At 52.2% G+C, this 21502-nt stretch carries 23 protein-coding genes; 8 read left to right on the top strand and 15 right to left on the bottom strand.

From position 1 onward, the window contains the following. Positions 1–16: 16 nt before the first annotated feature. Complete coding sequence (gene mdoC, locus HED65_RS08625; RefSeq protein WP_114978238.1) at positions 17–1174, bottom strand: glucans biosynthesis protein MdoC; 1158 nt, start codon at positions 1172–1174, stop codon at positions 17–19. A gap of 254 nt (positions 1175–1428) precedes the next feature. Here mdoC and mdoG point away from each other — a divergent pair, with 254 nt between their 5' ends. The 3 genes from mdoG (at position 1429) to HED65_RS08610 (ending at position 5811) form a co-directional block, all read left to right on the top strand. Beyond that, a complete protein-coding gene (gene mdoG, locus HED65_RS08620; protein ID WP_114978237.1) occupies positions 1429–2982 on the top strand; it encodes a glucans biosynthesis protein MdoG in 1554 nt (517 codons plus the stop codon). Beyond that, positions 2975–5503 carry a glucans biosynthesis glucosyltransferase MdoH gene (mdoH, locus tag HED65_RS08615; protein WP_114978236.1) on the top strand — a complete coding sequence of 843 codons (2529 nt, stop codon included), beginning with the start codon at positions 2975–2977 and terminating at the stop codon, positions 5501–5503. Before mdoG ends, mdoH begins: the two co-directional genes overlap by 8 nt. An 80-nt stretch (positions 5504–5583) precedes the next feature. Then, positions 5584–5811, top strand: a complete 228-nt coding sequence (locus tag HED65_RS08610) for a YceK/YidQ family lipoprotein (RefSeq protein WP_008500835.1) — start codon at positions 5584–5586, stop codon at positions 5809–5811. 6 nt (positions 5812–5817) lie between these two features. On the opposite strand, the gene HED65_RS08605 is transcribed toward HED65_RS08610, so the two are convergent. From HED65_RS08605 to HED65_RS08595, 3 genes are all read right to left on the bottom strand, one after another. Next, a complete protein-coding gene (locus HED65_RS08605; RefSeq protein WP_114978235.1) occupies positions 5818–6192 on the bottom strand; it encodes a MysB family protein in 375 nt (124 codons plus the stop codon). A 97-nt stretch (positions 6193–6289) separates the two neighbouring features. Then, positions 6290–7507 carry a multidrug efflux MFS transporter MdtG gene (mdtG, locus tag HED65_RS08600; protein ID WP_114978234.1) on the bottom strand — a complete coding sequence of 406 codons (1218 nt, stop codon included), beginning with the start codon at positions 7505–7507 and terminating at the stop codon, positions 6290–6292. 140 nt (positions 7508–7647) lie between these two features. Further along, positions 7648–8574, bottom strand: coding sequence for a Kdo(2)-lipid IV(A) acyltransferase (locus HED65_RS08595; RefSeq protein WP_114978233.1), 927 nt, complete (start codon positions 8572–8574; stop codon positions 7648–7650). A 221-nt stretch (positions 8575–8795) separates the two neighbouring features. Here HED65_RS08595 and trhO point away from each other — a divergent pair, with 221 nt between their 5' ends. Further along, positions 8796–9845, top strand: a complete 1050-nt coding sequence (gene trhO / locus HED65_RS08590; protein WP_049007907.1) for an oxygen-dependent tRNA uridine(34) hydroxylase TrhO — start codon at positions 8796–8798, stop codon at positions 9843–9845. Between the two features lie 41 nt (positions 9846–9886). Here the strand turns inward: trhO and HED65_RS08585 are convergent, their stop codons facing one another. The 9 genes from HED65_RS08585 to mdtH form a co-directional block, all read right to left on the bottom strand. After that, the gene (locus HED65_RS08585) at positions 9887–10462 is read right to left on the bottom strand and encodes a YceI family protein (protein WP_114978232.1); all 576 of its coding nucleotides are present in this window, start codon (positions 10460–10462) and stop codon (positions 9887–9889) included. A 1-nt stretch (position 10463) separates the two neighbouring features. Then, positions 10464–11030, bottom strand: coding sequence for a cytochrome b (locus HED65_RS08580; protein WP_114978231.1), 567 nt, complete (start codon positions 11028–11030; stop codon positions 10464–10466). 208 nt (positions 11031–11238) lie between these two features. Beyond that, on the bottom strand, positions 11239–11352 hold the full coding sequence (locus HED65_RS08575) for a DUF2770 family protein (RefSeq protein WP_048339068.1): 114 nt from the start codon (positions 11350–11352) through the stop codon (positions 11239–11241). Between the two features lie 60 nt (positions 11353–11412). Beyond that, a complete protein-coding gene (solA, locus tag HED65_RS08570) occupies positions 11413–12531 on the bottom strand; it encodes an N-methyl-L-tryptophan oxidase (protein ID WP_114978230.1) in 1119 nt (372 codons plus the stop codon). A gap of 116 nt (positions 12532–12647) precedes the next feature. Then, complete coding sequence (gene bssS / locus HED65_RS08565) at positions 12648–12902, bottom strand: biofilm formation regulator BssS (RefSeq protein WP_008500827.1); 255 nt, start codon at positions 12900–12902, stop codon at positions 12648–12650. 274 nt (positions 12903–13176) lie between these two features. Next, positions 13177–13422: a DNA damage-inducible protein I gene (gene dinI / locus HED65_RS08560; protein ID WP_114978229.1), complete on the bottom strand. Its 246-nt coding sequence runs from the start codon at positions 13420–13422 to the stop codon at positions 13177–13179. A gap of 74 nt (positions 13423–13496) precedes the next feature. After that, on the bottom strand, positions 13497–14543 hold the full coding sequence (gene pyrC, locus HED65_RS08555) for a dihydroorotase (RefSeq protein WP_114978228.1): 1047 nt from the start codon (positions 14541–14543) through the stop codon (positions 13497–13499). A 126-nt stretch (positions 14544–14669) separates the two neighbouring features. Further along, positions 14670–15230 (bottom strand): lipoprotein, encoded by a 561-nt coding sequence (locus HED65_RS08550; RefSeq protein ID WP_114978227.1) that lies wholly within the window; start codon positions 15228–15230, stop codon positions 14670–14672. A 125-nt stretch (positions 15231–15355) separates the two neighbouring features. Beyond that, complete coding sequence (mdtH, locus tag HED65_RS08545) at positions 15356–16564, bottom strand: multidrug efflux MFS transporter MdtH (RefSeq protein WP_114978226.1); 1209 nt, start codon at positions 16562–16564, stop codon at positions 15356–15358. Positions 16565–16800: 236 nt separating this feature from the next. On the opposite strand from mdtH, the gene rimJ reads away from it, so the two are divergent. The 4 genes from rimJ to murJ all read left to right on the top strand — a co-directional run bounded on the left by rimJ (position 16801) and on the right by murJ (position 20636). Continuing rightward, positions 16801–17385, top strand: coding sequence for a ribosomal protein S5-alanine N-acetyltransferase (gene rimJ, locus HED65_RS08540; protein WP_013097146.1), 585 nt, complete (start codon positions 16801–16803; stop codon positions 17383–17385). Between the two features lie 9 nt (positions 17386–17394). Further along, complete coding sequence (locus HED65_RS08535; protein WP_114978225.1) at positions 17395–18045, top strand: YceH family protein; 651 nt, start codon at positions 17395–17397, stop codon at positions 18043–18045. Between the two features lie 2 nt (positions 18046–18047). Further along, on the top strand, positions 18048–18971 hold the full coding sequence (locus HED65_RS08530) for a Gfo/Idh/MocA family protein (RefSeq protein WP_114978224.1): 924 nt from the start codon (positions 18048–18050) through the stop codon (positions 18969–18971). Between the two features lie 129 nt (positions 18972–19100). After that, positions 19101–20636: a murein biosynthesis integral membrane protein MurJ gene (gene murJ / locus HED65_RS08525; protein ID WP_114978223.1), complete on the top strand. Its 1536-nt coding sequence runs from the start codon at positions 19101–19103 to the stop codon at positions 20634–20636. Between the two features lie 59 nt (positions 20637–20695). Here murJ and flgN read toward each other — a convergent pair whose 3' ends face one another. Together flgN and flgM are read right to left on the bottom strand one after the other, a co-directional pair. Next, positions 20696–21121 (bottom strand): flagella biosynthesis chaperone FlgN, encoded by a 426-nt coding sequence (gene flgN, locus HED65_RS08520; RefSeq protein ID WP_028019068.1) that lies wholly within the window; start codon positions 21119–21121, stop codon positions 20696–20698. 4 nt (positions 21122–21125) lie between these two features. Next, positions 21126–21419, bottom strand: a complete 294-nt coding sequence (gene flgM, locus HED65_RS08515) for a flagellar biosynthesis anti-sigma factor FlgM (protein ID WP_114978222.1) — start codon at positions 21417–21419, stop codon at positions 21126–21128. Positions 21420–21502 lie beyond the last annotated feature (83 nt).

Genomic DNA, 21502 nt, shown 5'->3' with positions numbered 1-21502 from the left:
AACAAGGGTGGCGCACTCAGTGCGCCGCCGTTGTTAATGACGCTTTCGCGGGTGGCTTTCCTGAAAACAGGAAACGCAGGAGCGGGATCCGCAGATGGATCTCATAGAGTATGATGGCAACCCCTACCACAAACACCAGTCCAGTAAAGAAACCCAGTGTGTTGGATGCAATATGCGGTGTGATGTAAGCCCCGAAGAACAGCGTCAGGGGATGGTGCACAAGATAGATAAACAGCGATGCATTAACGAAGTAGGTCACGCGGCTGGACTTAAAGTTCAGCAAGCGGTGGCCCAGAGCGAATACTACATTGACCATCCACAAGCCCAGCAGCATGGTGATCACGCTCTCCGTTTCATACATCCAGGCGTCGCCGCTACCGTAGCGTTGATTCAGCAGATAAGCCGCAAACGCGAGGGTGGCCCCCAATGCGCACCACGGTGACGGGGCGATAAACAGCGATTTAAGCTTCGGATAAATAAATGCCAGTGCACCGATTAAAAAGAATGGAATGTAGAACAGCGATTGCATCACCACGAAATTAAATAACCCATCACTTAAAATCGGCGGATAGACGATAAACAAGGTACGTCTCAAGGCGGCATAGGCGATCCCCAGCAGCAAAAAGAGAACGGACAGTTTACCCAGCGTAATGTCGGCGAAGAAGGTATCGGCTCTGTTGCTCAAATGGTGTCGCAGACGGCTGAAAATCAACACACTGACCGTTGTGAGCACCACCAGAACCAGCAGGAACCAAAGGTGGGACACCAGCTCCCAAACCAGCGTGTTGTACTTTTCATACAGAGATAGATTCGGCCAGTTCTCCGCCTTGCCTTTGACGTATTGCAACATAATGAACTGCGGTAGCGTCAGCAGCGGAATGGCGGTCAACATGGGGATACCCACGCGCTCCACGCGCACTTTCCACCAGCGTTTGAGCGGGTAGCGCAGAAACAGCATATAAGAGAAGTAACCTGAAATGACAAAAAACACCTGCATACGGAAGGCGTGAATAAAGTCATTAAACAGTGTCAGCCACCATGAAGGCGTCAGGCTGTTCACATGCCAGGTATGACTGGAGTAAATCAGCGAAATGTGAAAGGGGATCCCCAATAGCATCAGCCATGCCCGGATCGAGTCGAGGAAATATTCACGTTCTATCGGTGTTGTGCTCATATAACTTTGTGCATTCTCAGACTTTTCGCCTTATCCCTAAGACTCATAATGGTTACATTCGAAGCCAACCCTACACCAAGACCGACACCCTGTCTCCAGGATAAGCACGCAAAGTGAATAGCGGGTTCTTTCATTTGCTTAATCCATGAGCCAGCAGCTGAACAAAGCAGTGATAATGTTGTCGGATTGCCTGAGTTTCCATTAAAATGGATCGGATCGATATAAGCACACAAAGGGGGAAGTGCTTACTTATTATGAAACATAAACCACAGATGATGAAAATGCGTTGGTTAGGTGCTGCAGTCGTGTTATCACTGTATACCTCATCGGCACTGGCCTTTAACATCGATGATGTCGCAAAACAGGCAAAATCGATGGCAGGCAAGAGCTACGAAGCGCCAAAAAGCAACTTGCCCTCCGTTTTCCGCGACATGAAGTATGCGGACTATCAGCAGATCCAGTTCAATCACGACAAAGCGTACTGGAACAATATTAAGACCCCGTTCAAGCTCGAGTTTTATCATCAGGGTATGTACTTCGACACGCCTGTTGCCATCAATGAAGTGACGGCAACAGCTGTACGTAAGATCAAGTACAGCCCGGATTATTTTAATTTCGGCGATGTGCAACACGACAAAGATACGGTTAAAGACCTGGGCTTCGCAGGCTTCAAGGTGCTTTACCCGATCAACAGCAAAGATAAAAACGACGAAATCGTCAGCATGCTTGGGGCCAGCTACTTCCGCGTGATTGGCGCGGGGCAGGTTTACGGGCTTTCTGCGCGTGGTCTGGCTATTGATACCGCGCTGCCATCAGGTGAAGAGTTCCCACGTTTTCGCGAGTTCTGGATTGAACGTCCAAAACCAACGGACAAACGTCTGACTATTTATGCTCTGCTGGATTCCCCACGTGCGACAGGTGCGTATCGCTTTGTGATTATGCCTGGACGTGACACGGTCATTGACGTGCAGTCGAAAGTTTACCTGCGTGATAAAGTGGGTAAACTGGGCGTTGCGCCACTGACCAGTATGTTCCTGTTTGGGCCAAACCAGCCGTCACCGGCGACTAACTTCCGCCCGGAACTGCACGATTCCAATGGCCTGTCTATTCATGCCGGTAACGGCGAGTGGATCTGGCGCCCGCTGAATAACCCGAAACATCTGGCGGTAAGCAGTTTTGCGATGGAAAACCCGCAAGGTTTTGGTCTCCTGCAACGTGGCCGTCAGTTCTCCCGCTTTGAAGATCTGGATGATCGCTATGACCTGCGTCCAAGTGCCTGGGTCACACCGAAAGGTGACTGGGGTAAAGGGAAGGTGGAGCTGGTTGAAATTCCAACCAACGATGAAACCAACGATAACATCGTCGCTTACTGGACACCGGATCAACTGCCGGAAGCCGGTAAAGAGATGAACTTCAAGTACGCCATTACCTTCAGCCGCGATGAAGATAAGCTGCATGCGCCGGATAACGCGTATGTCATGCAGACTCGTCGCTCAACGGGTGATGTGAAACAGTCTAATCTTATTCGTCAACCTGACGGCACAGTGGCCTTCGTCGTGGACTTCACAGGTCAGGACATGAAGAAACTGTCACCAGATACCGCCGTTGCCGCTCAGGCCAGCATCGGTGATAACGGTGAAATCGTTGAGAATACCGTGCGTTACAACCCGGTAACGAAAGGCTGGCGTCTGACTCTGCGTGTGAAAGTGAAAGATCCGAAGCAGACCACTGAAATGCGTGCTGCGCTGGTCAGTGACGATCAGCCGCTGAGTGAAACCTGGAGCTATCAGCTACCTGCCAATGAATAATACATCTGAATATATTGATGCCATGCCGCTGACGGATATCGAAAAAGCGGCACTGCCTAAGAGCGACATCCGCGCGGTTCATACCGCGCTGGATGGCGAACATCATCAGTTTTCCCGGGATGATGATTCGCCGCTGGGGTCAGTTAAGGCTCGTCTGGAGCAGGCATGGCCAGACTCGCTGGCAGAAGGGCAGTTGATTAAAGACGATGAAGGACGCGATCAGCTTCAGGCGATGCCGAAGGCTACGCGTTCATCAATGTTCCCCGATCCGTGGCGCACCAACCCGGTTGGCCGCTTCTGGGATCGCCTGCGCGGACGTGATGTGACACCGCGCTATCTGTCGCGCCTGACGAAAGAAGAGCAGGCCTCCGAACAGAAATGGCGTACCGTGGGGACAATCCGTCGTTACATTCTGCTGCTTCTGACGCTGGCACAGACGGTTGTCGCGACCTGGTATATGAAAACCATTCTGCCTTACCAGGGCTGGGCGTTCATCAACCCGACTGACATGATGGGACAGGATCTCTGGGTCTCCTTTATGCAGTTGCTGCCGTATATCCTTCAGAGTGGCATTCTTCTGCTGTTCGCTGTCCTGTTCTGCTGGGTATCGGCCGGTTTCTGGACCGCACTGATGGGCTTCCTGCAATTACTGATGGGGCGTGACAAATACAGCATTTCGGCGTCAACGGTCGGGGATGAACCCCTTAATCCTGAGCACCGTACTGCGCTGATTATGCCTATCTGTAACGAAGACGTTGACCGTGTATTTGCGGGGCTGCGTGCGACCTGGGAGTCCGTTAAGGCGACCGGAAACGCGGAGCATTTCGACGTTTACATCCTGAGCGACAGTTACAACCCGGATATCTGCGTTGCAGAGCAAAAAGCCTGGATGGAGCTGATTGCGGAAGTGCAGGGCGAAGGTCAGATCTTCTACCGCCGTCGTCGTCGTCGTGTTAAGCGTAAAAGCGGTAATATTGATGACTTCTGCCGTCGCTGGGGTAATCAGTACAGCTATATGGTGGTGCTGGATGCTGACTCCGTCATGAGCGGTGACTGTCTGAGCGGTCTGGTTCGCCTGATGGAAGCCAACCCGAACGCCGGTATTATTCAGTCGTCGCCAAAAGCATCTGGTATGGATACGCTCTATGCGCGCTGTCAGCAGTTCGCCACCCGTGTTTACGGGCCGCTGTTTACCGCGGGCCTGCACTTCTGGCAGTTGGGTGAATCGCACTACTGGGGTCACAACGCCATTATCCGCGTGAAACCGTTCATCGAACATTGTGCGCTGGCACCGCTGCCGGGTGAGGGTTCGTTTGCTGGTTCTATTCTGTCGCATGACTTCGTTGAAGCAGCGCTGATGCGTCGTGCTGGCTGGGGCGTCTGGATTGCCTACGACCTGCCGGGTTCATATGAAGAGTTGCCGCCAAACCTGCTGGATGAGCTCAAACGTGACCGCCGCTGGTGTCATGGTAACCTGATGAACTTCCGCCTGTTCCTTGTCAAAGGGATGCACCCGGTTCACCGTGCGGTGTTCCTGACAGGCGTCATGTCTTATCTCTCCGCACCGCTGTGGTTTATGTTCCTTGCGCTCTCTACAGCCCTGCAGGTAGTGCATGCCCTGACGGAGCCGCAATACTTCCTGCAACCGCGCCAGCTGTTCCCGGTGTGGCCGCAGTGGCGTCCGGAGCTGGCTATTGCGCTGTTTGCCTCCACTATGGTGCTGCTGTTCCTGCCTAAACTGCTCAGTATCATCCTGATCTGGTGCAAAGGTTCGAAAGAGTACGGCGGTTTCTGCCGCGTGACCCTTTCACTCCTGCTGGAAGTGCTGTTCTCCGTACTGCTGGCGCCGGTGCGTATGCTGTTCCATACCGTGTTTGTGGTCAGTGCGTTCCTGGGCTGGGAAGTGGTCTGGAATTCACCGCAGCGTGATGACGACTCGACGCCGTGGAGTGAAGCCTTTATGCGTCATGGCTCGCAACTTCTGCTGGGCCTGGTGTGGGCTGCCGGGATGGCGTGGCTGGATCTGCGCTTCCTGTTCTGGCTGGCACCGATTGTATTCTCCTTGATACTGTCTCCGTTTGTATCGGTCATCTCCAGCCGCTCAACGGTTGGCCTGCGTACCAAATGCTGGAAGCTGTTCCTGATCCCGGAAGAGTATTCCCCGCCGCAGGTACTCGTCGATACCGACAAATATCTGGAGCAGAACCGCAATCGCACGCTGGATGATGGTTTTATGCACGCCGTGTTTAACCCGTCATTCAACGCCCTGGCAACAGCGATGGCGACTGCACGTCACCGCGCCAGCCAGGTGCTGGAGATTGCTCGCGATCGTCACGTTGAGCAGGCGCTGAACGAGACACCGGAAAAACTCAACCGTGACCGCCGTCTGGTACTGTTGAGCGACCCGGTCACGATGGCGCGCCTTCACTACCGTGTGTGGTCCGCTCCGGAGAAATACTCTTCGTGGGTCAACTACTATAAAGGGATTACGCTTAATCCTCTGGCGTTGAAGGCGAAGTAAGTGTTAAGTAGGGCGGGCAGAGGCTCCGCCCGCCAAATAAAATACCGGCTGCGAAGCCGGTATTTTTTTAGAGGTCAGAGATGAGAATTATCATCGTCGTCTTGATGGCATGCCTGCTCAGTGGCTGCGGCAGTATTATCAGTCGCACCATTCCAGGGCAAGGCCACGGAAATCAGTATTACCCGGGCGTGAAATGGGATCTCCGTGATTCCGCATGGCGCTACCTGACCGTGCTTGATCTGCCATTCTCACTGATTTTCGACACGTTGTTGTTGCCCATCGATGCCAGCCACGGCCCTTACGAATAGCGGAAATTAACGTTCGTCCCACTCATCGGCTGCGGTTTGACCCTCTTCCGTATCCAGTGGTGGTTCGAGCTGAAATTCGCCCTCGTCCCACTCATGAAGGGTATTTTCTTCCAGCCATTCCTGCCGTAGCTCGATTTCGTCATAGTCGCCGTCAAAGACGGCCTGCGCACCTTCACCGCTCAGGATCGGCAAACATTCCCCTTCTTCACCCTCTTCAGCAAAGAATTCGGCCTGCCACATAATATCTCCATCCTGCAGAACATATTTTTGGATATTTAGTTGCTGCACGTCAGCATCTTCTTCCTCAATGTCAGGGTTATCGGCGAGGAATTCTTCACGAGCGGCATCAATAGCTTCTTCCAGCGTGGCGTACATGGTCATTGGTGTCTCCCTGTTTTCCAGAAGGTTTCAGGGAAAGAATAGCTGAATATCGTATTCTGCAAGTATGAATGCAAAAATAAGCTGTCAGGCGTTCGTGTTATTCCGTCACTGGCCGCAACGCGCGGAATAAACTGAACCACGAATAAATCGCGTTGAACAGCACTACACCAGCTGTCACGATAAAGACCGCGCGAAAACCGAAGCTTGCGGAAATCCCGGCCCCGATAAGCGGCCCGGTGACGTTACCGATGTCACGAAATGACTGGTTATAGCTAAAGATTCGCCCGGCTATCTGATTCGTGGAGTTGTAGACCAGCAGGGTCTGGACGGCGGGGAGTAACGCCCCATCGGCAGCGCCCAGCAAAAAGCGCAGCACGCCCAGTTGCCATGGGGATTGCACCATCGACATGGGGATAAGCAACAGGACGGAAATCACCAGCGCACAGATCAGGACCTTTTCCGGGCCCACACGGTCTCCCAGCTTACCCAACCTTGGGGCACTAAGCAGCGCCGCCACGCCAGGTACGGAAGCAATAAGTCCACTGATAAACGCAATATTGCTGACATTACCCGCCAGATCGCGAACGTACAGCGTCAGAATTGGGGCAATCGAACCGGTAGCCACCTGAATGATCAGGGTCGTCACGAACAGGCTTAGCACCAGTCTGGGGTTTTTCAGTGAGGTAAGAACATCCCTTGCATGAAGCATCTCTTTTTTGGCGACAGGCGTGAAGTTTTCCCGAATACAGATCAACGTGACGACAAAGCACAGGAAAAGCACGCTGGCGGTGATGAAAAAGACGGGCCGTAAACCGTAATTATCCGCCAGCAATCCACCGGCCAGTGGCCCCAGTAAGGCACCGCTCACGCCACCCGTTGAAAGCGTCCCCAGTGCCCAGCCACTCTTGTGACGCGGAATTTGGGTGGCGATCAGGGCATTCGCATTGGGAATAAATCCGCCGAGCAAGCCCAGTAACGCGCGTAAGATCAGGAACTGCCAGACATTCTGCGCAATACCCATCAATGCCATGATAATGGCCATCCCCAGCGCCGAGCGTAGCAGCATAATTTTACGCCCCTTACGATCAGCAAGGCCGCCCCAGAAGGGAGAGGCAATAGCGGAAAAGAGAAACGTGATGCTGAACACCAGGCCAGACCACATATTGAGTGCGCTATGGCCCGATACGCCCAGTTGCTCGACGTAGAGAGGCAGGAAAGGCATGACCAGGCTAAACGCCGCGCCGGTAAGAAAACAACCAAACCATGCAACTGCGAGGTTACGTTTCCAGTTTATGGGGGCATCTGAGGGTGACATAACAATCCGCGTAATGAGGTGCAGAGCACCTGAAGCTTGAAGTAATAAGCCTGCTAATTATGCGCCTGGGTTATGGTTGCTGCAATGAGGAGGAGCTTTAAATGCTAAAACAGCATGCGGCCATGAAGACCGCATGTGAATTAATAGCGGGAAGGTGTGCCTTGTGGCCGCGTTTTAAAGCGACGGTGCAACCACATATACTGCTCCGGCGCGAGCATAATGCACTTCTCCACTACGCTGTTCATCCAGCGAGCGGTGGTCTCTGCATCATCCAGCGGTGGCGTGAGTTCAGGTTCCAGCATAATCAGCTCGTAACCAGACCCATCCGGTTTACGCCGGGGAACAAAAGGCACGATGGCGGCTTTGGACATCCTCGCCAGCATCCAGGTACCGGTTGTTGTCGCGGCTTCTTCAACGGCAAAGAAGGGGACAAATACGCTGGATTGCGGACCATAGTCGTGGTCAGGGGCGTACCAGACCACTTCACCTGATTTAAGCGCGCGGATCATGCCCTTCAGATCTTTACGATCGATCATGCTTTTGTTGGAACGCATACGGCCGTTGGTCTGGATTAAATCAATGACCGGGTTGTCATTTGGGCGATAAACGCCAATGCCTGGAGCCTGCATACCAAACATTCGCGCCCCGATTTCCAGCGTCAGAAAGTGTACGCCAATCAGCAGGACACCTGTCTGATTCGCCTGCAGCGTATGCACTGGCTCCATGCCGGTTCCTGTCACTTCGCTCCAGCGCGCCATACGTTTGTCCGGCCAAAACCACGCCATACCGGTTTCCATGAGCCCCATACCGACGGATTCGAAATTTTTCGAGACCATGTCATGACGTTCTGACTCGCTCATCTGCGGAAAGCACAACTCAAGGTTGCGGTACGCTATGTTGGCACGACGCTTCATCAGCTTTTGCGCAATACGGCCCAGAGATTTACCCAACCAGAAAATAACAGGGTAGGGAAGTTGCACCAGAAGCCATAAAAAGCCAATGCCAAGCCAGGTCAACCAATAGCGGGGATGCAAAAGGGCGACAGTAAATTTGGGTAACTGGGTCATGTCTTTCCTGTGTTCTAACGTCCTGTTTCGCTATTGTCTCATTTTTTGAGACATAGCCAAAATATCTGCGTTCGAAACGTGCACGAATACAGCAATTGTTAAGCCTGATTAACCAGAGAGAGTGAAATGTAGCGTAAATTGTGTGGATGTAAATTAGCTTTGATTGCTATATCATGCCGACCGATTTTTCATTCTCTCTAACGATCCAGGACTTGTACACCATGCCAGTGTTACACAACCGCGTTTCGAATGAGATGTTAAAAGCGCGTATGTTGGCTGAAACCGAACCGCGCACAACAATCTCATTCTACAAATATTTCACGATCAATGATCCGCAAGCGACCCGTGATGAACTTTACCAGGCATTCACCACGCTGAATGTCTTTGGACGTGTCTATCTCGCTCACGAAGGGATCAACGCGCAGATTAGCGTACCGGAAAGTAAAGTGAATGCTTTCCGTGATTTCCTTTACCGCTTCGATCCGGCACTTGATGGCTTACGCCTGAATATTGCTCTGGATGATGACGGAAAATCGTTTTGGGTGCTGCGCATGAAAGTGCGTGAACGCATCGTGGCGGATGGCATTGACGATCCTGAGTTTAACCCGGCGGATGTCGGTGATTACCTCAAGGCTGCAGAAGTGAATGCGATGCTGGACGATCCGGATGCTGTGTTCATTGATATGCGTAACCACTATGAGTATGAAGTGGGGCATTTCGAAAATGCGATGGAAATCCCGGCGGATACTTTCCGCGAGCAACTGCCCAAAGCGGTTGAGATGATGCAGGAACATAAAGATAAGAAGATCGTTATGTACTGCACCGGTGGCATCCGCTGCGAGAAGGCTAGCGCATGGATGAAACACAACGGGTTTAATAAGGTCTGGCACATCGAAGGGGGTATTATCGAGTACGCCCGCCGTGCCCGTGAGCAGGGGTTGCCGGTGCGCTTTATCGGTAAAAACTTTGTCTTTGACGAGCGAATGGGTGAGCGTATTTCTGAAGACGTGATTGCTCAATGCCATCAGTGTGGCGCACCTTGCGATACCCATACCAACTGCAAAAATGACGGTTGTCACCTGCTGTTCATTCAGTGTCCGACCTGTGCTGAGAAGTTTAATGGTTGCTGTAGCGAACTGTGCAGTGAAGAGAGCATTCTGCCGGAAGAAGAGCAGCGTCGCCGTCGGGCTGGACGGGAAAATGGCAATAAGATTTTCAATAAATCTCGCGGCCGCCTGAATACCAAACTGGGTATCCCCGACCCGGAATAATGGTAACGCCCGGCAAGGTGAAAACCTGCCGGGCGAATTTATTATTTCTGTTGAACCCCTTCCACAGAAATAACCAGCTCGACATCCTGAGATGCCGGGCCTAAATCTGTTGTGATATTGAAATCTTTCAGATGAATTTTTCCTGTTGCTTCAAAACCTGCACGTTTACCACCCCATGGATCATCTCCCTGACCGATTAATTTCGCATCCAGGGTGACGGGTTTTGTTACGCCGTTAAGCGTCAGGTTTCCGGTAATATCCAGCTTATCACCCGCTTTTTTCACGTCCGTAGAGGTGAAGGTGGCTTGTGGGTATTTAGTGACATTCAGGAACTCTGCACTGCGCAAGTGTTTATCTCGTTCAGCATGGTTTGTGTCGACGCTGTTGGTATTAATGGTCACATTGACTTTATCGGCCGCAGGGTTTTTCTCATCGAAGCTAAATGTGCCGTCAAAATCTTTAAAGGTACCGTATAGCCAGCTATATCCAAGATGCTGAATACGGAAATTGACGAAAGCATGTTGGCCCTCTTTATCAATTTTATAATCAGCCGCCACGGCGGAACCGGTAGTGAATAACAGAGAACCCAGTGCGATACCCAGCAGGTGTTTTTTCATTTTATACTCCAGAGTCAACTGACGAGCGGCCAAGCATGCGCTTTAGCGTATCGTCTTTATCAATAAAGTGGTGTTTGAGGGCGGCAAGCCCGTGCAGTACAGACAGGATCACGACGCTCCATGCCAGCCAGAGGTGCACGACCCCAGCAGTGTCAGCCTGAAAACCCGCATCGCTAAGCGTCGCCGGGACGTCAAAAATGCCAAAGACGCTAATTGGTTTGCCGTCTGCCGTCGAGATGAGATAGCCGCTAATGAGGATGGCAAAGAGCAGGGCATAGAGCGCAATGTGCGCGGCAACGGCACTAATGCGAGTCAATTTACTGTGGGTCTTCGGTGCGCCAGGCGGTGGAGAAATATGTCGCCAAATCACGCGAATAACCAACCCCAGCATCAACAGGACGCCAATGCTTTTATGTAACTCCGGTGCCTGATGATACCAGCCATCATAATAGCTGAGTGTTACCATCCAGAGTCCCAGTCCGAACATAGCATAGACGGCAATAGCAAATATCCAGTGCAAACTTATGGATATTACTCCATAGCGGCGGGAGGAATTACGTAATTGCATCAGAATGTCCATTTTCAAATTAACCGAAGAATAAAAATGAACGTGAAGATGTGATATTGCAACTGAAATAAATGTATATTGATTTTTATTTTATTTATTTCAGCGATTTTGAAAAGGATCGATAAAGGTAATTCAATCTCTTCGTGCAAGATGAAATTGGGAGTTTCAATAAAGCTAAATTAATGTCAATTATTGTCAATCTGGCTTTTCAATAAAATACAATGTAAACAAAATCAATAATGGCCAACAGTGCCCACAATAAGAGATAGAGCATAAAATGCTCGCGAATATTATTCATAAGAAAGTTAACAATCCTGCGCATAACGCTCCGCAATGCAGTGTGAATGAAACGGGCTCCAGGACGTCCGGAACCCGTTGGGGATTATCCGTTAAAACGCGAGAGTGAGAAGGGCCTCAGATCAAACTGCGGTGTGATTCCCTGAGCAAACTGCGCGGCGATTTCGCCCAGCACGGAAGCAAACTTAAAGCCATGGCCGCTCAGGCCTGTAATAAGCAGGGTGTTGTCATGTCCTGGCAGCGTATCAATAATAAAGTCCTCATCCGGCGTGTTGTCGTAGGTACAGGCTGCGCCATACAGCAAGCCGCCGATGCCTGGAAGGATATTGCGCAGGAACGAAAAGGCTTCTGAACCATCCTGCGGGTATGCGCCAAACGGTTTACGCTCTTCAGGTGAGGAGATGACTTGTCCGCCATTGTGTTTACCGATTTTCAGTGCGTCTTTCTCGGATGGGAAGCCGTAGAACTGATTGCCATCAGGTAATTCACCGGTGAAGGCCGGGAATTTATTCTGCGCGCTGTAGCGACCATCTGACTGGAACCAGGAGAAGACTTTACGCACAGGCTGGACAGGCAGGTCTGGCAGCAGACGGGTTACCCAGGTTCCGGCGCTGATGAGCAAACGGGAACCTGAATATTCCCCGTCAATGGTACTCACGGTGACGCCATTCGCGTCATGGGTGATGGCATCGACCGGACAATTAAACAACTGTGCGCAACCAGCTTTGGCGGCCAGATCGATCCAGATTTTAATTGCCGTTTCTGAATGCAACACTCCTGAGTTGGCTTCAAAGAGGCCGATATAATCGTCCGGAACAGTGATTTCAGGCCAGCGTGCCGAGATGGCCATCGCATCCAGCTTCTCAACTTCAAGGTTGAACGCTTTTGCGCTGCGTTCGACATTGGCGAGAAAATCAGAACTGGCCGGGCCGAGGTTGATCACCCCTGTGCGCTCGAAAATGCGATCTTCAGTCTGTTTCGCCAGGTCATCCCACAGCGCCTGTGCGCGAAGCACCAGCGGAACATAGCGCTCTCCTTCACCATACGCATGGCGTATGAGTCGGGTATCGCCATGATGGCTACCCTCTGCATGTGGAGGGCGGTGGGCATCAATCATCAGGACCTTCAGCCCTGCCTGTGTCGCATAATATCCGGCAGCGGAACCTACGGAGCCGCTACCAATAATGATTAAGTCGTATCTCATATGCATCTCGTAAACTCACGTTATGTGAGCAGAGTAATTAACAACGTGGGCTTAGACAAGGATGAAATAAATAAGGCACCGCAAGGGTGCCTGTTGAGTGAAAGGTTGGCATACAGTTAGTGCCGCTTATACTCATTTTCCTGATAGTCGCCAGATTCTATTTTTGCAATACCTGCCTCTAAAATAGAAATAAACTGACGAGCGACGTCTGTTGTTAGCCACAGCGTCTGTCCAACTTCCGCTTCTTCACGGTTGAGTTGATTCGGGGTTTGGTAGTGCAAACGCAGCATCAGTGCATCGTAGCTATCTACGGTACTGATATCCCAGCCAACAAGCGGGTGGGTCTGGATGACTTCACTATTCTTTTCCATTATAACCCCCTTAATGCGTGTTAGAAGACAACGGCTCTGAGGTTCAATGCATGTTTTTCTGAAGCTTTTTCAGTATACCAAGTAATAAGGGTTTCGACGGGAAAAATAAACAGGTAGCAACACATTTTTCTGCTTTTTAGGATTGATCGAACAATAAAACACCATCTTGTTCACGATTTTTAAAGAAGATATCGGAATAATTTGAACTTTCAGAATATTCAGGTGAAAAAAAAGCCGGGGCGACCCGGCAAAAAAACACAATGAGGGAGCAGTATTAATCTGTGATGAACCAGTCGTCAGCGCTTTCCCATGTTTCTTGCAGAATTTCACTGATGCGATCTTTATCTTCTTTCGCACCGCCAATGACGGAGAGGTTGTTTGCTGCCGCGTAACGAACCGTTACGGCACCTGTATTGTCGGGAAAGGTGTTGTTAATACGACGGGATAATTCTCCTGCCAGCGCATCCAGTGCGCCAACAGGCAGGACGGTAGTTTTGGCTATGGTGACTTCAATACGCATAAATGCCCCCTGTGTAATATACTGTTTATTTATACAGGTATATTATCGATTTGACAACAAGGGGCACTGAATATTTAGCGTTTTACTGTCCAGTGAACGGTTTCGCCCGCCAGGAATGGGACCAGAGTGTCATCCGTCAGGGCAATGGACTCCTCAACCTGGCTCGCTTTACGCTCCAGTTCGATGAAGGTGTCATTGACCGGCAGACCATAGAAGCGCGGGCCGTTGAGGGAGCAGAACGCTTCAAAATGCTGCAGTGCGTTCATCTCTTCAAACACGGTCGCGTAGCTTGCGAGGGCGGTTGGGGCGTTGAAACAGCCCGCGCACCCGCAACTTGCTTCCTTACGATACCGCGCATGAGGCGCGGAATCAGTGCCCAGAAACGCGCGAGAAAAACCGCTGGCAACCAGCTCACGCAGAGCCTGCTGGTGGATGTTGCGCTTGAGGATCGGCAGACAGTACAGGTGCGGACGAACCCCGCCCACCAGCATGTGGTTACGGTTAAACATCAGGTGCTGAGGGGTGATGGTGGCGGCAATGAGATCGTTGCCGTCACGCACATACTCTGCCGCGTCTTTGGTGGTGATGTGTTCGAACACGACTTTAAGCGCAGGCAGTCGCTGGCGCAGTGGTTCCATCACGGTCTCAATAAAGCGGGCTTCACGGTCAAAGATGTCGATCTCGGCGTGGGTGACTTCACCATGTACCAGCAGCGGCATACCCAGTTTCTGCATGCGTTCCAGAACCGGCATGATGGCATCAATGCTGGTGACGCCGTGGCTGGAGTTAGTGGTGGCATTCGCCGGGTAGAGTTTTGCCGCGGTGAATACACCTTCGTTAAAACCGCGCTCCACTTCGTTCGGATCCAGTGAGTCGGTCAGGTAACAGGTCATCAACGGGGTGAAATCATGTCCTGCGGGAACGGCATCAAGGATGCGCTGGCGATATGCGATTGCGGCATCGACGGTGGTGACTGGTGGAACCAGGTTAGGCATGACAATCGCGCGGCCATAAATTTCGCTGGTATAGGGCACGACGGTTTTCAACATATCGCCATCACGCAGATGGATATGCCAGTCGTCTGGGCGGCGGATTTTAAGAACCTGGGGTTGTGCAGTCATGGAAGCTCCGGCTTGTCAGGAATCAGTCATTAGGATGGCTGTTTTTGCCGGACACAAATCATAAGCGGAAACGTTTTCGTTTGCACACTTTTCCGTAAAAAAAAGGGCGCCTCAGCGCCCTTCAGGTTAATCGGTGAAAGGAATGACAATTTCTCCCGGTTTCACCTCTATCCCTTTTGCATATTTTTTCGCAAGGGCTTCACCTTTGCTCTTGTCTTCACTTAAGACATACGCAGGTTGCTGATTAAAATAATTACGCAGCGACTGGTTCAGATAGGGCATCAGGGTTTGCAGAACCGGAGCCATCTTCTCCGGGGAAACCTGCGCATCGACTACTTCCATCTCTTGCAGGAAAATCGCCCCTTTTTCTTTGTTGAAAACGGGCAGGGCCTTCAGTTTGAGCTTAATGTTGGCTTTCTGGTTGCCAAAGAGAGAGGACATATCAAGATCTGCATCTCCTGCCAGAGTGACTTTGTTTGGCTCTTCACGCCCAATCTGGCTGGTGAGGTTGGAAAGGACGATATGTGCATCGGCCAGCCCTGGCACGCCAATGTCTTTGGAGAAATTGTTATGTTTTTCCAGCGCCTGATTAATTTCCTGTTCACTGACGGTGTATTGCGTTAGCTGGTTACAGCCCACCAGCAGACCGCTAACAATCAATGCTGCGGCGAAAAAAATTTTCTTCATAGTGTTCCTCAACGAAAAATCGGCGCTTCTGTCCTGTGACGTCAGTATGTCAGTGTGAAATTGCAGAAACCAGCAGAAAAAGCTGAGAAATGGGAGCGGGAGTGTACTCCCGCTCAAGGGAAGTGCTACGCGCCAGGCTCGAGCATGCCGCTCGCGCTGCGTTTCTGGCTGAACTGCCACCACAGGGCCAGCAGTGTGATAAAACCCACCACGCCGAGCATCATCCAGGGCAGTTCGGGTTGATTCAGGGCTTTACCTGCATCAAATAACCAACCACCGCCGGTGTATCCTAATGCGCCGCCAAGCGCCAGTCCCAGCCGGCTGAACCCCATATAGCTGCCACGTGCACGCGCATCCGCAAGCGAAGCACTGAGTGTTTCACGGGCGGGTTCGGCAATGACAGAACCAATGTAGAACGTGCAAATCAGCGTAAACAGTTGCTGAAGAGAGTTCACCAGACCGATCGGCATCATGCTCAGCGTCATCAGGAATAGCCCGGCCATCAGGCGATGTTCCAGACGAAAACGTCGTTCGCTCCAGCGGGCAATTGGATACAGCAGCGTCAACGAAAGGCAGGCTTCGATGGCATACATCCATTTAACGGCAGCAGGTGTTCCTGCAATGTCGTTAACCATGATCGGCAGCATCAGCATCACCTGCACGGCGAGCATGTAATAGCCCGTCAGGGTTAACACGTACGTGACAAAACGCTTGTCGCGCAGCACACGACCGAGGCCTTCCCGGACGGGCGCTTTGACCGTCGACAGCTTCCAGGCTGGCAGGAACAGGCCATTAAACAGTGCGCACAGAATAAAGAGCAGCGCGCCAGCGGCGCACACCAGACGGAAGTCATACTGCAGCAGCCAGCTTCCCAGCAGTGCGCCAATAACCGCACCCGCACTGTCCTGCATCATCAGAATCGAGAAGAAACGCCCTCTGTGCTGTGGGCGAATGAGTTTCACCACCAGCGCAGTACGTGGCGGATCAAATAGCGTGCCTCCGATACCGGAAAGGAAGCAGGAGAACCACAGCAGCCACGGCTCCTGAGCGACCGCCATCGTGGCAAAACCTGCCGCGCGCAGCAGCATACCGGTAACGATCATCGGTTTCGCGCCAAAGCGGTCAGCGATGGCGCCGCCAAAGACACCGAGACCCTGCTGGACAAACTGGCGTAACCCCAGCGCAATGCCAACCATCAATGCCGCCCAGCCCATTTGATCGACAAAACGAATCGAGATAAGGGGGAATACGACAAAAAAGCCGAGCACGACCAGCATGTTATCGACGAGCAGGAAATATTTACCCAGGTTCCTGGCCTGTGATACGCGGGACATTTTCCCTCCGGGGAAAATAAGAAGGTGAGCACGCTAACATTCTGCGGTGTCATTCCGCTTTTTCCCACCCCTGCACGTGACAATATTTTTTTATCAAAAAGGTGCTTTGATAGAGAGTTCTCATCGAAAATGGTGAAAAGAGGGCAAAATGGTATGTCACTGTTTTCACAGACGGCGCAGGCGCAGGTATAGTAAAGCTAATGGGTAAGCAGAAGTGACGGGAAGGAGTGGTATCGATGTTTGGCTATCGCAGTAATGTGCCAAAAGTGCGTCTGACAACGGACAGGCTGGTCGTTCGTCTGGTGCATGAGCGTGATGCCTGGCGTCTGGCGGACTATTACGCCGAGAATCGCCAGTTTTTAAAACCCTGGGAACCCGTTCGGGATGAGAGCCATTGTTACCCTTCTGGCTGGCAGGCGCGCCTCAGCATGATTGCGGAATTTCACAAGCAGGGAAGTGCGTTCTATTTTGCGCTGCTGGATCCCGAAGAGAAAGAGATCATCGGGATCGCCAATTTTTCCAATGTGGTACGGGGATCGTTTCACGCCTGCTACCTGGGCTACTCCATCGGCCAGAAATGGCAGGGGCAGGGGCTGATGTACGAGGCGTTAACGGTGGCAATCCGCTATATGCAGCGCACACAACATATCCATCGCATTATGGCGAACTATATGCCGCATAATCAGCGTAGCGGTAATTTGCTGGCGCGATTAGGGTTCGAGAAAGAGGGCTACGCCAAAGATTATCTGTTGATAGACGGAGAGTGGCGTGACCACGTTTTGACAGCATTAACCACCCGGGACTGGACTGCAGGTCGTTAAGGAGAAAAGATGAAATATCAGCTAAGCGGTACCGAAGCGCGCGTGATTGGGTGCTTACTCGAAAAACAGGTCACCACGCCAGAGCAGTACCCGCTCTCTGTCAATGCCGTGACGATGGCCTGCAATCAGAAAACCAACCGTGAGCCAGTGATGAATCTGAGTGAGCATGAGGTTCAGGACGTGCTGGATGAGTTGGTTAAACGTCATTACCTGCGTACCGTTAGCGGCTTCGGTAATCGTGTGACCAAATATGAGCAGCGTTTCTGTAACTCCGAATTTGGCAATCTGAAGTTGAGCGACGCAGAAGTCGCGGTGATCACCACTCTGTTGCTGCGCGGGGCGCAAACGCCGGGTGAACTGCGTACACGCGCTTCCCGCATGCATGAGTTTGCGGATATGCAGGAAGTTGAGCAGGTTCTGGAAGAACTGGCCTCGCGGGAAGAGGGGCCTTATGTGGTGCGTCTGGCGCGCGAGCCAGGTAAACGAGAAAGCCGCTATATGCATCTGTTCAGCGGCGAAGTCGATATTTCAGTAAAGTCTCTGGCAACCGATGTAACTGTTGAACAAGATGATTTGGTTACGCGTGTGGCAGCGCTGGAAGACGAGGTCGCAGGACTGAAACAGCGTCTGGATGCGTTACTGGCACACCTGGGAGACTAAGGATGAATAAATTACGTGTAGGCGTGGTAGGGCTGGGCGGCATCGCGCAAAAAGCCTGGCTACCTGTATTGGGTGCGGCGACGGACTGGACGCTTCAGGGGGCGTGGTCACCCACTCGCGAGAAAGCAGAGCGGATCTGTGAAACGTGGCGAATCCCTTATGCCAGCTCTCTTCAGGATTTATCCCGTGAGTGCGATGCGGTCTTTGTTCATACCTCAACGGCAACCCACTATCAGGTGGTGAGCGAGCTACTCCATGCAGGGGTTCATGTTTGTGTGGATAAACCGCTGGCTGAAAATGTCCAGGATGCTGAACGGTTGATTGAGCTGGCGGCACGTAAGAAACTGACGCTGATGGTGGGTTTCAACCGCCGCTTCGCACCACTTTACCAACAGCTGAAAGCGCAGTCCGGTAGTCTGGCCTCGCTCCGTATGGATAAACACCGTACCGACAGTATCGGACCAAACGATTTACGTTTCACGCTGCTGGATGACTATCTGCACGTCGTGGACACGGCGCTATGGCTCAGTAACGGCAATGCGCAACTGCAAAGCGGGACGCTCCTGACGAATGAGCAGGGCGAGATGGTCTATGCCGAACATCACTTCGCGATTGACCATCTCCAGGTAACGACCAGCATGCATCGTCGTGCGGGCAGTCAGCGTGAGTCCGTTCAGGCGGTGACTGACGGTGCGCTTTACGACATTACGGACATGCGTGAGTGGCGGGAAGAGAAGGGCAACGGTGTGGTGACGCTCCCGGCGCCCGGCTGGCAGAGTACCCTTGAGCAGCGCGGGTTCGCAGGATGTGCCCGCCACTTTATCACCTGTGTGCAAAATCAGACGGTTCCTGAAACGTCCGGCGAGCAGGCCATTATGGCGCAACGCATTGTGGAACGGCTCTGGCGAGAGGCGATGAGTGAATAATTCGCTGTAACATCTGCGGATAGTAATTCGTTGAAATCCGGGTAGACTAAGCGCCGGTTGTTGGTTTCGCCGGGTGACGCTTACGCTTACCCGGCTTACAAATCCGTAGGGTTGTGGAAATTCACATTAATGAACTTATTAAAATCGCTGGCAGCCGTCAGCTCGATGACCATGTTTTCCCGCGTACTCGGTTTTGCGCGCGATGCAATTGTGGCAAGGGTCTTTGGTGCAGGGATGGCGACGGACGCCTTTTTCGTCGCGTTCAAATTGCCAAACCTGTTGCGTCGTATTTTTGCAGAAGGGGCATTTTCTCAGGCTTTTGTTCCGATCCTGGCGGAATATAAAAGTAAGCAGGGTGAGGACGCGACGCGCGTATTTGTCTCTTATGTTTCCGGGTTGCTGACGCTGGCCCTGGCCGTGGTGACTGTCATCGGGATGCTGGCAGCACCCTGGGTGATTATGGTGACCGCACCTGGTTTTGCCGATACGGCAGATAAATTTGCTCTGACCTCACAGCTTCTGCGCATTACCTTCCCTTATATTCTGTTGATCTCGCTGGCCTCACTGGTGGGGGCAATACTGAACACCTGGAACCGTTTCTCCGTTCCGGCATTTGCCCCGACATTTCTTAACGTCAGCATGATCGGCTTTGCTCTGTTCGCCGCACCGCATTTCAACCCGCCGGTCCTGGCGCTGGCATGGGCGGTGACCGTGGGAGGCGTGCTGCAACTGGCTTATCAGCTACCACATCTGAAAAAAATTGGCATGCTGGTACTGCCACGCATCAATCTAAAAGATGCCGGTGCAATGCGTGTCATTAAGCAGATGGGACCGGCGATCCTTGGCGTCTCCGTCAGCCAGATCTCACTTATTATCAATACCATCTTTGCTTCTTTCCTGGTGTCCGGCTCGGTCTCCTGGATGTACTACGCAGACCGTCTGATGGAGTTTCCGTCAGGGGTACTGGGTGTGGCGCTGGGGACGATCCTGCTGCCGTCGCTGTCGAAGAGTTTTGCCAGTGGTAATCACGATGAGTACTGCCGCTTGATGGACTGGGGGCTACGTCTCTGCTTCCTGCTGGCGCTGCCAAGTGCAGTGGCACTGGGTATTCTGGCCAAACCGCTGACGGTGTCGCTCTTCCAGTATGGGAAATTCACCGCGTTTGATGCCGCCATGACGCAGCGCGCCCTGATAGCCTACTCAGTCGGTTTGATGGGGCTGATTGTCGTCAAGGTGCTGGCGCCAGGTTTCTACTCGCGTCAGGACATCAAAACGCCGGTGAAAATTGCGATTGTGACGCTGATTATGACCCAACTGATGAACCTGGCGTTTATTGGTCCGCTGAAGCATGCAGGCTTGTCATTGTCTATCGGTCTGGCCGCTTGTCTGAATGCCGGGCTGTTGTACTGGCAACTGCGCAAGCAGGATATCTTCACGCCGCAGCCGGGTTGGTCTCGTTTCCTTGTGCGTCTGATCATCGCGGTGCTGGTGATGTCAGCGGCGTTACTTGGCATGATGTATGTCATGCCAGAGTGGTCTCTGGGAACCATGCCATACCGGCTGATGCGGCTGATGGCCGTGGTGCTGGTCGGTGTAGTGGCTTACTTTGCCACGCTCGCGGTGTTGGGATTCAAGGTGAAAGAATTCACCCGTCGTACGGCATAAACGCCAAAAGGGGAGTTCACCTTATGGTGCTCCCCACTGCATGATTTGTCGCTGCTGCTTCAAATCGAAATCTTTTTAACACCCGCAATACGTGCAGTAGCAGTCTGACCATCCGCACCGTACAGTCCGGTTTCTTTATGCGGTTTCAACACCTCAAGCGCTTGCTGATTACGCTCTATCTGCCCTTCAAGCAGCCAGCCATTATGCTGGTTGAGATCGCGCAGGTGCCGGGTTTTTTCAGTAATAGTCTGCCAGCGCTCAACAATATCGTCATTTGCACTGCGCTTAGGATCTTGCTCAGCGCGGCGTTGTTGCTCCAGATAATCCAGTGTCGCCAGAAGCGAACTTTTATCTTCAGTAATACGCTGCAACGCGCTACCGTTAATGTGACCGGAAGAGAGATGCTGTTGCTCTGCGTCCATTACCGTTTTCAGGTCGTTCAGGACAACCGTCATTTGATCCAGTATTTCTGACAGTCGACTCATACGGTTAGTTACTCTGTAAGAAACTCTGTGCTTCCTGAATCAGGGCATCAGCAATTTTGCTGGTATCCATTTTCAGCTCACCGTTACGAATAGCCGTTTTCAGCGCTTCAACACGTTCCATATTGATATCGTTGCTGCCTGGCTGCATCAGTTTTGCCTGCGCGTCGCTCAGGGTCACGCTGGTGCTGTTGGACGTTGACGGTTTTTCCAGACGCGTTTTCTGCGCTGGCGTGTCATTCGTTTCGCGAGGTTGTACAGCGCTTACCGGCTTCAGGGCTGATGTACGATCAATGCTCATAGTGTTGTCCTCATCGAGGGTTCGCGGCGTTTGCGCCTGACATCATCATTAGTTGAATATTTATCGGCAAGCGTCGCGAAATC

Origin of the sequence: Pantoea sp. LS15, from assembly GCF_012241585.1 — a bacterium.
Taxonomy (GTDB): Bacteria; Pseudomonadota; Gammaproteobacteria; order Enterobacterales; family Enterobacteriaceae; genus Enterobacter.
The sequence above is the reverse complement of the archived record's forward strand: the minus strand, read 5'-3'. Positions and strand labels throughout refer to the sequence as shown.

Excerpts from the sequence above, each read along its gene's own strand:
- mdoC (WP_114978238.1), bottom strand. The coding sequence starts at position 1,174 with ATGAGCACAACACCGATAGAACGTGAATATTTCCTCGACTCGATCCGG.
- mdoG (WP_114978237.1), top strand. The coding sequence starts at position 1,429 with ATGAAACATAAACCACAGATGATGAAAATGCGTTGGTTAGGTGCTGCA.
- mdoH (WP_114978236.1), top strand. The coding sequence starts at position 2,975 with ATGAATAATACATCTGAATATATTGATGCCATGCCGCTGACGGATATC.
- HED65_RS08610 (WP_008500835.1), top strand. The coding sequence starts at position 5,584 with ATGAGAATTATCATCGTCGTCTTGATGGCATGCCTGCTCAGTGGCTGC.
- HED65_RS08605 (WP_114978235.1), bottom strand. The coding sequence starts at position 6,192 with ATGACCATGTACGCCACGCTGGAAGAAGCTATTGATGCCGCTCGTGAA.
- mdtG (WP_114978234.1), bottom strand. The coding sequence starts at position 7,507 with ATGTCACCCTCAGATGCCCCCATAAACTGGAAACGTAACCTCGCAGTT.
- HED65_RS08595 (WP_114978233.1), bottom strand. The coding sequence starts at position 8,574 with ATGACCCAGTTACCCAAATTTACTGTCGCCCTTTTGCATCCCCGCTAT.
- trhO (WP_049007907.1), top strand. The coding sequence starts at position 8,796 with ATGCCAGTGTTACACAACCGCGTTTCGAATGAGATGTTAAAAGCGCGT.
- HED65_RS08585 (WP_114978232.1), bottom strand. The coding sequence starts at position 10,462 with ATGAAAAAACACCTGCTGGGTATCGCACTGGGTTCTCTGTTATTCACT.
- HED65_RS08580 (WP_114978231.1), bottom strand. The coding sequence starts at position 11,030 with ATGCAATTACGTAATTCCTCCCGCCGCTATGGAGTAATATCCATAAGT.
- HED65_RS08575 (WP_048339068.1), bottom strand. The coding sequence starts at position 11,352 with ATGCGCAGGATTGTTAACTTTCTTATGAATAATATTCGCGAGCATTTT.
- solA (WP_114978230.1), bottom strand. The coding sequence starts at position 12,531 with ATGAGATACGACTTAATCATTATTGGTAGCGGCTCCGTAGGTTCCGCT.
- bssS (WP_008500827.1), bottom strand. The coding sequence starts at position 12,902 with ATGGAAAAGAATAGTGAAGTCATCCAGACCCACCCGCTTGTTGGCTGG.
- dinI (WP_114978229.1), bottom strand. The coding sequence starts at position 13,422 with ATGCGTATTGAAGTCACCATAGCCAAAACTACCGTCCTGCCTGTTGGC.
- pyrC (WP_114978228.1), bottom strand. The coding sequence starts at position 14,543 with ATGACTGCACAACCCCAGGTTCTTAAAATCCGCCGCCCAGACGACTGG.
- HED65_RS08550 (WP_114978227.1), bottom strand. The coding sequence starts at position 15,230 with ATGAAGAAAATTTTTTTCGCCGCAGCATTGATTGTTAGCGGTCTGCTG.
- mdtH (WP_114978226.1), bottom strand. The coding sequence starts at position 16,564 with ATGTCCCGCGTATCACAGGCCAGGAACCTGGGTAAATATTTCCTGCTC.
- rimJ (WP_013097146.1), top strand. The coding sequence starts at position 16,801 with ATGTTTGGCTATCGCAGTAATGTGCCAAAAGTGCGTCTGACAACGGAC.
- HED65_RS08535 (WP_114978225.1), top strand. The coding sequence starts at position 17,395 with ATGAAATATCAGCTAAGCGGTACCGAAGCGCGCGTGATTGGGTGCTTA.
- HED65_RS08530 (WP_114978224.1), top strand. The coding sequence starts at position 18,048 with ATGAATAAATTACGTGTAGGCGTGGTAGGGCTGGGCGGCATCGCGCAA.
- murJ (WP_114978223.1), top strand. The coding sequence starts at position 19,101 with ATGAACTTATTAAAATCGCTGGCAGCCGTCAGCTCGATGACCATGTTT.
- flgN (WP_028019068.1), bottom strand. The coding sequence starts at position 21,121 with ATGAGTCGACTGTCAGAAATACTGGATCAAATGACGGTTGTCCTGAAC.
- flgM (WP_114978222.1), bottom strand. The coding sequence starts at position 21,419 with ATGAGCATTGATCGTACATCAGCCCTGAAGCCGGTAAGCGCTGTACAA.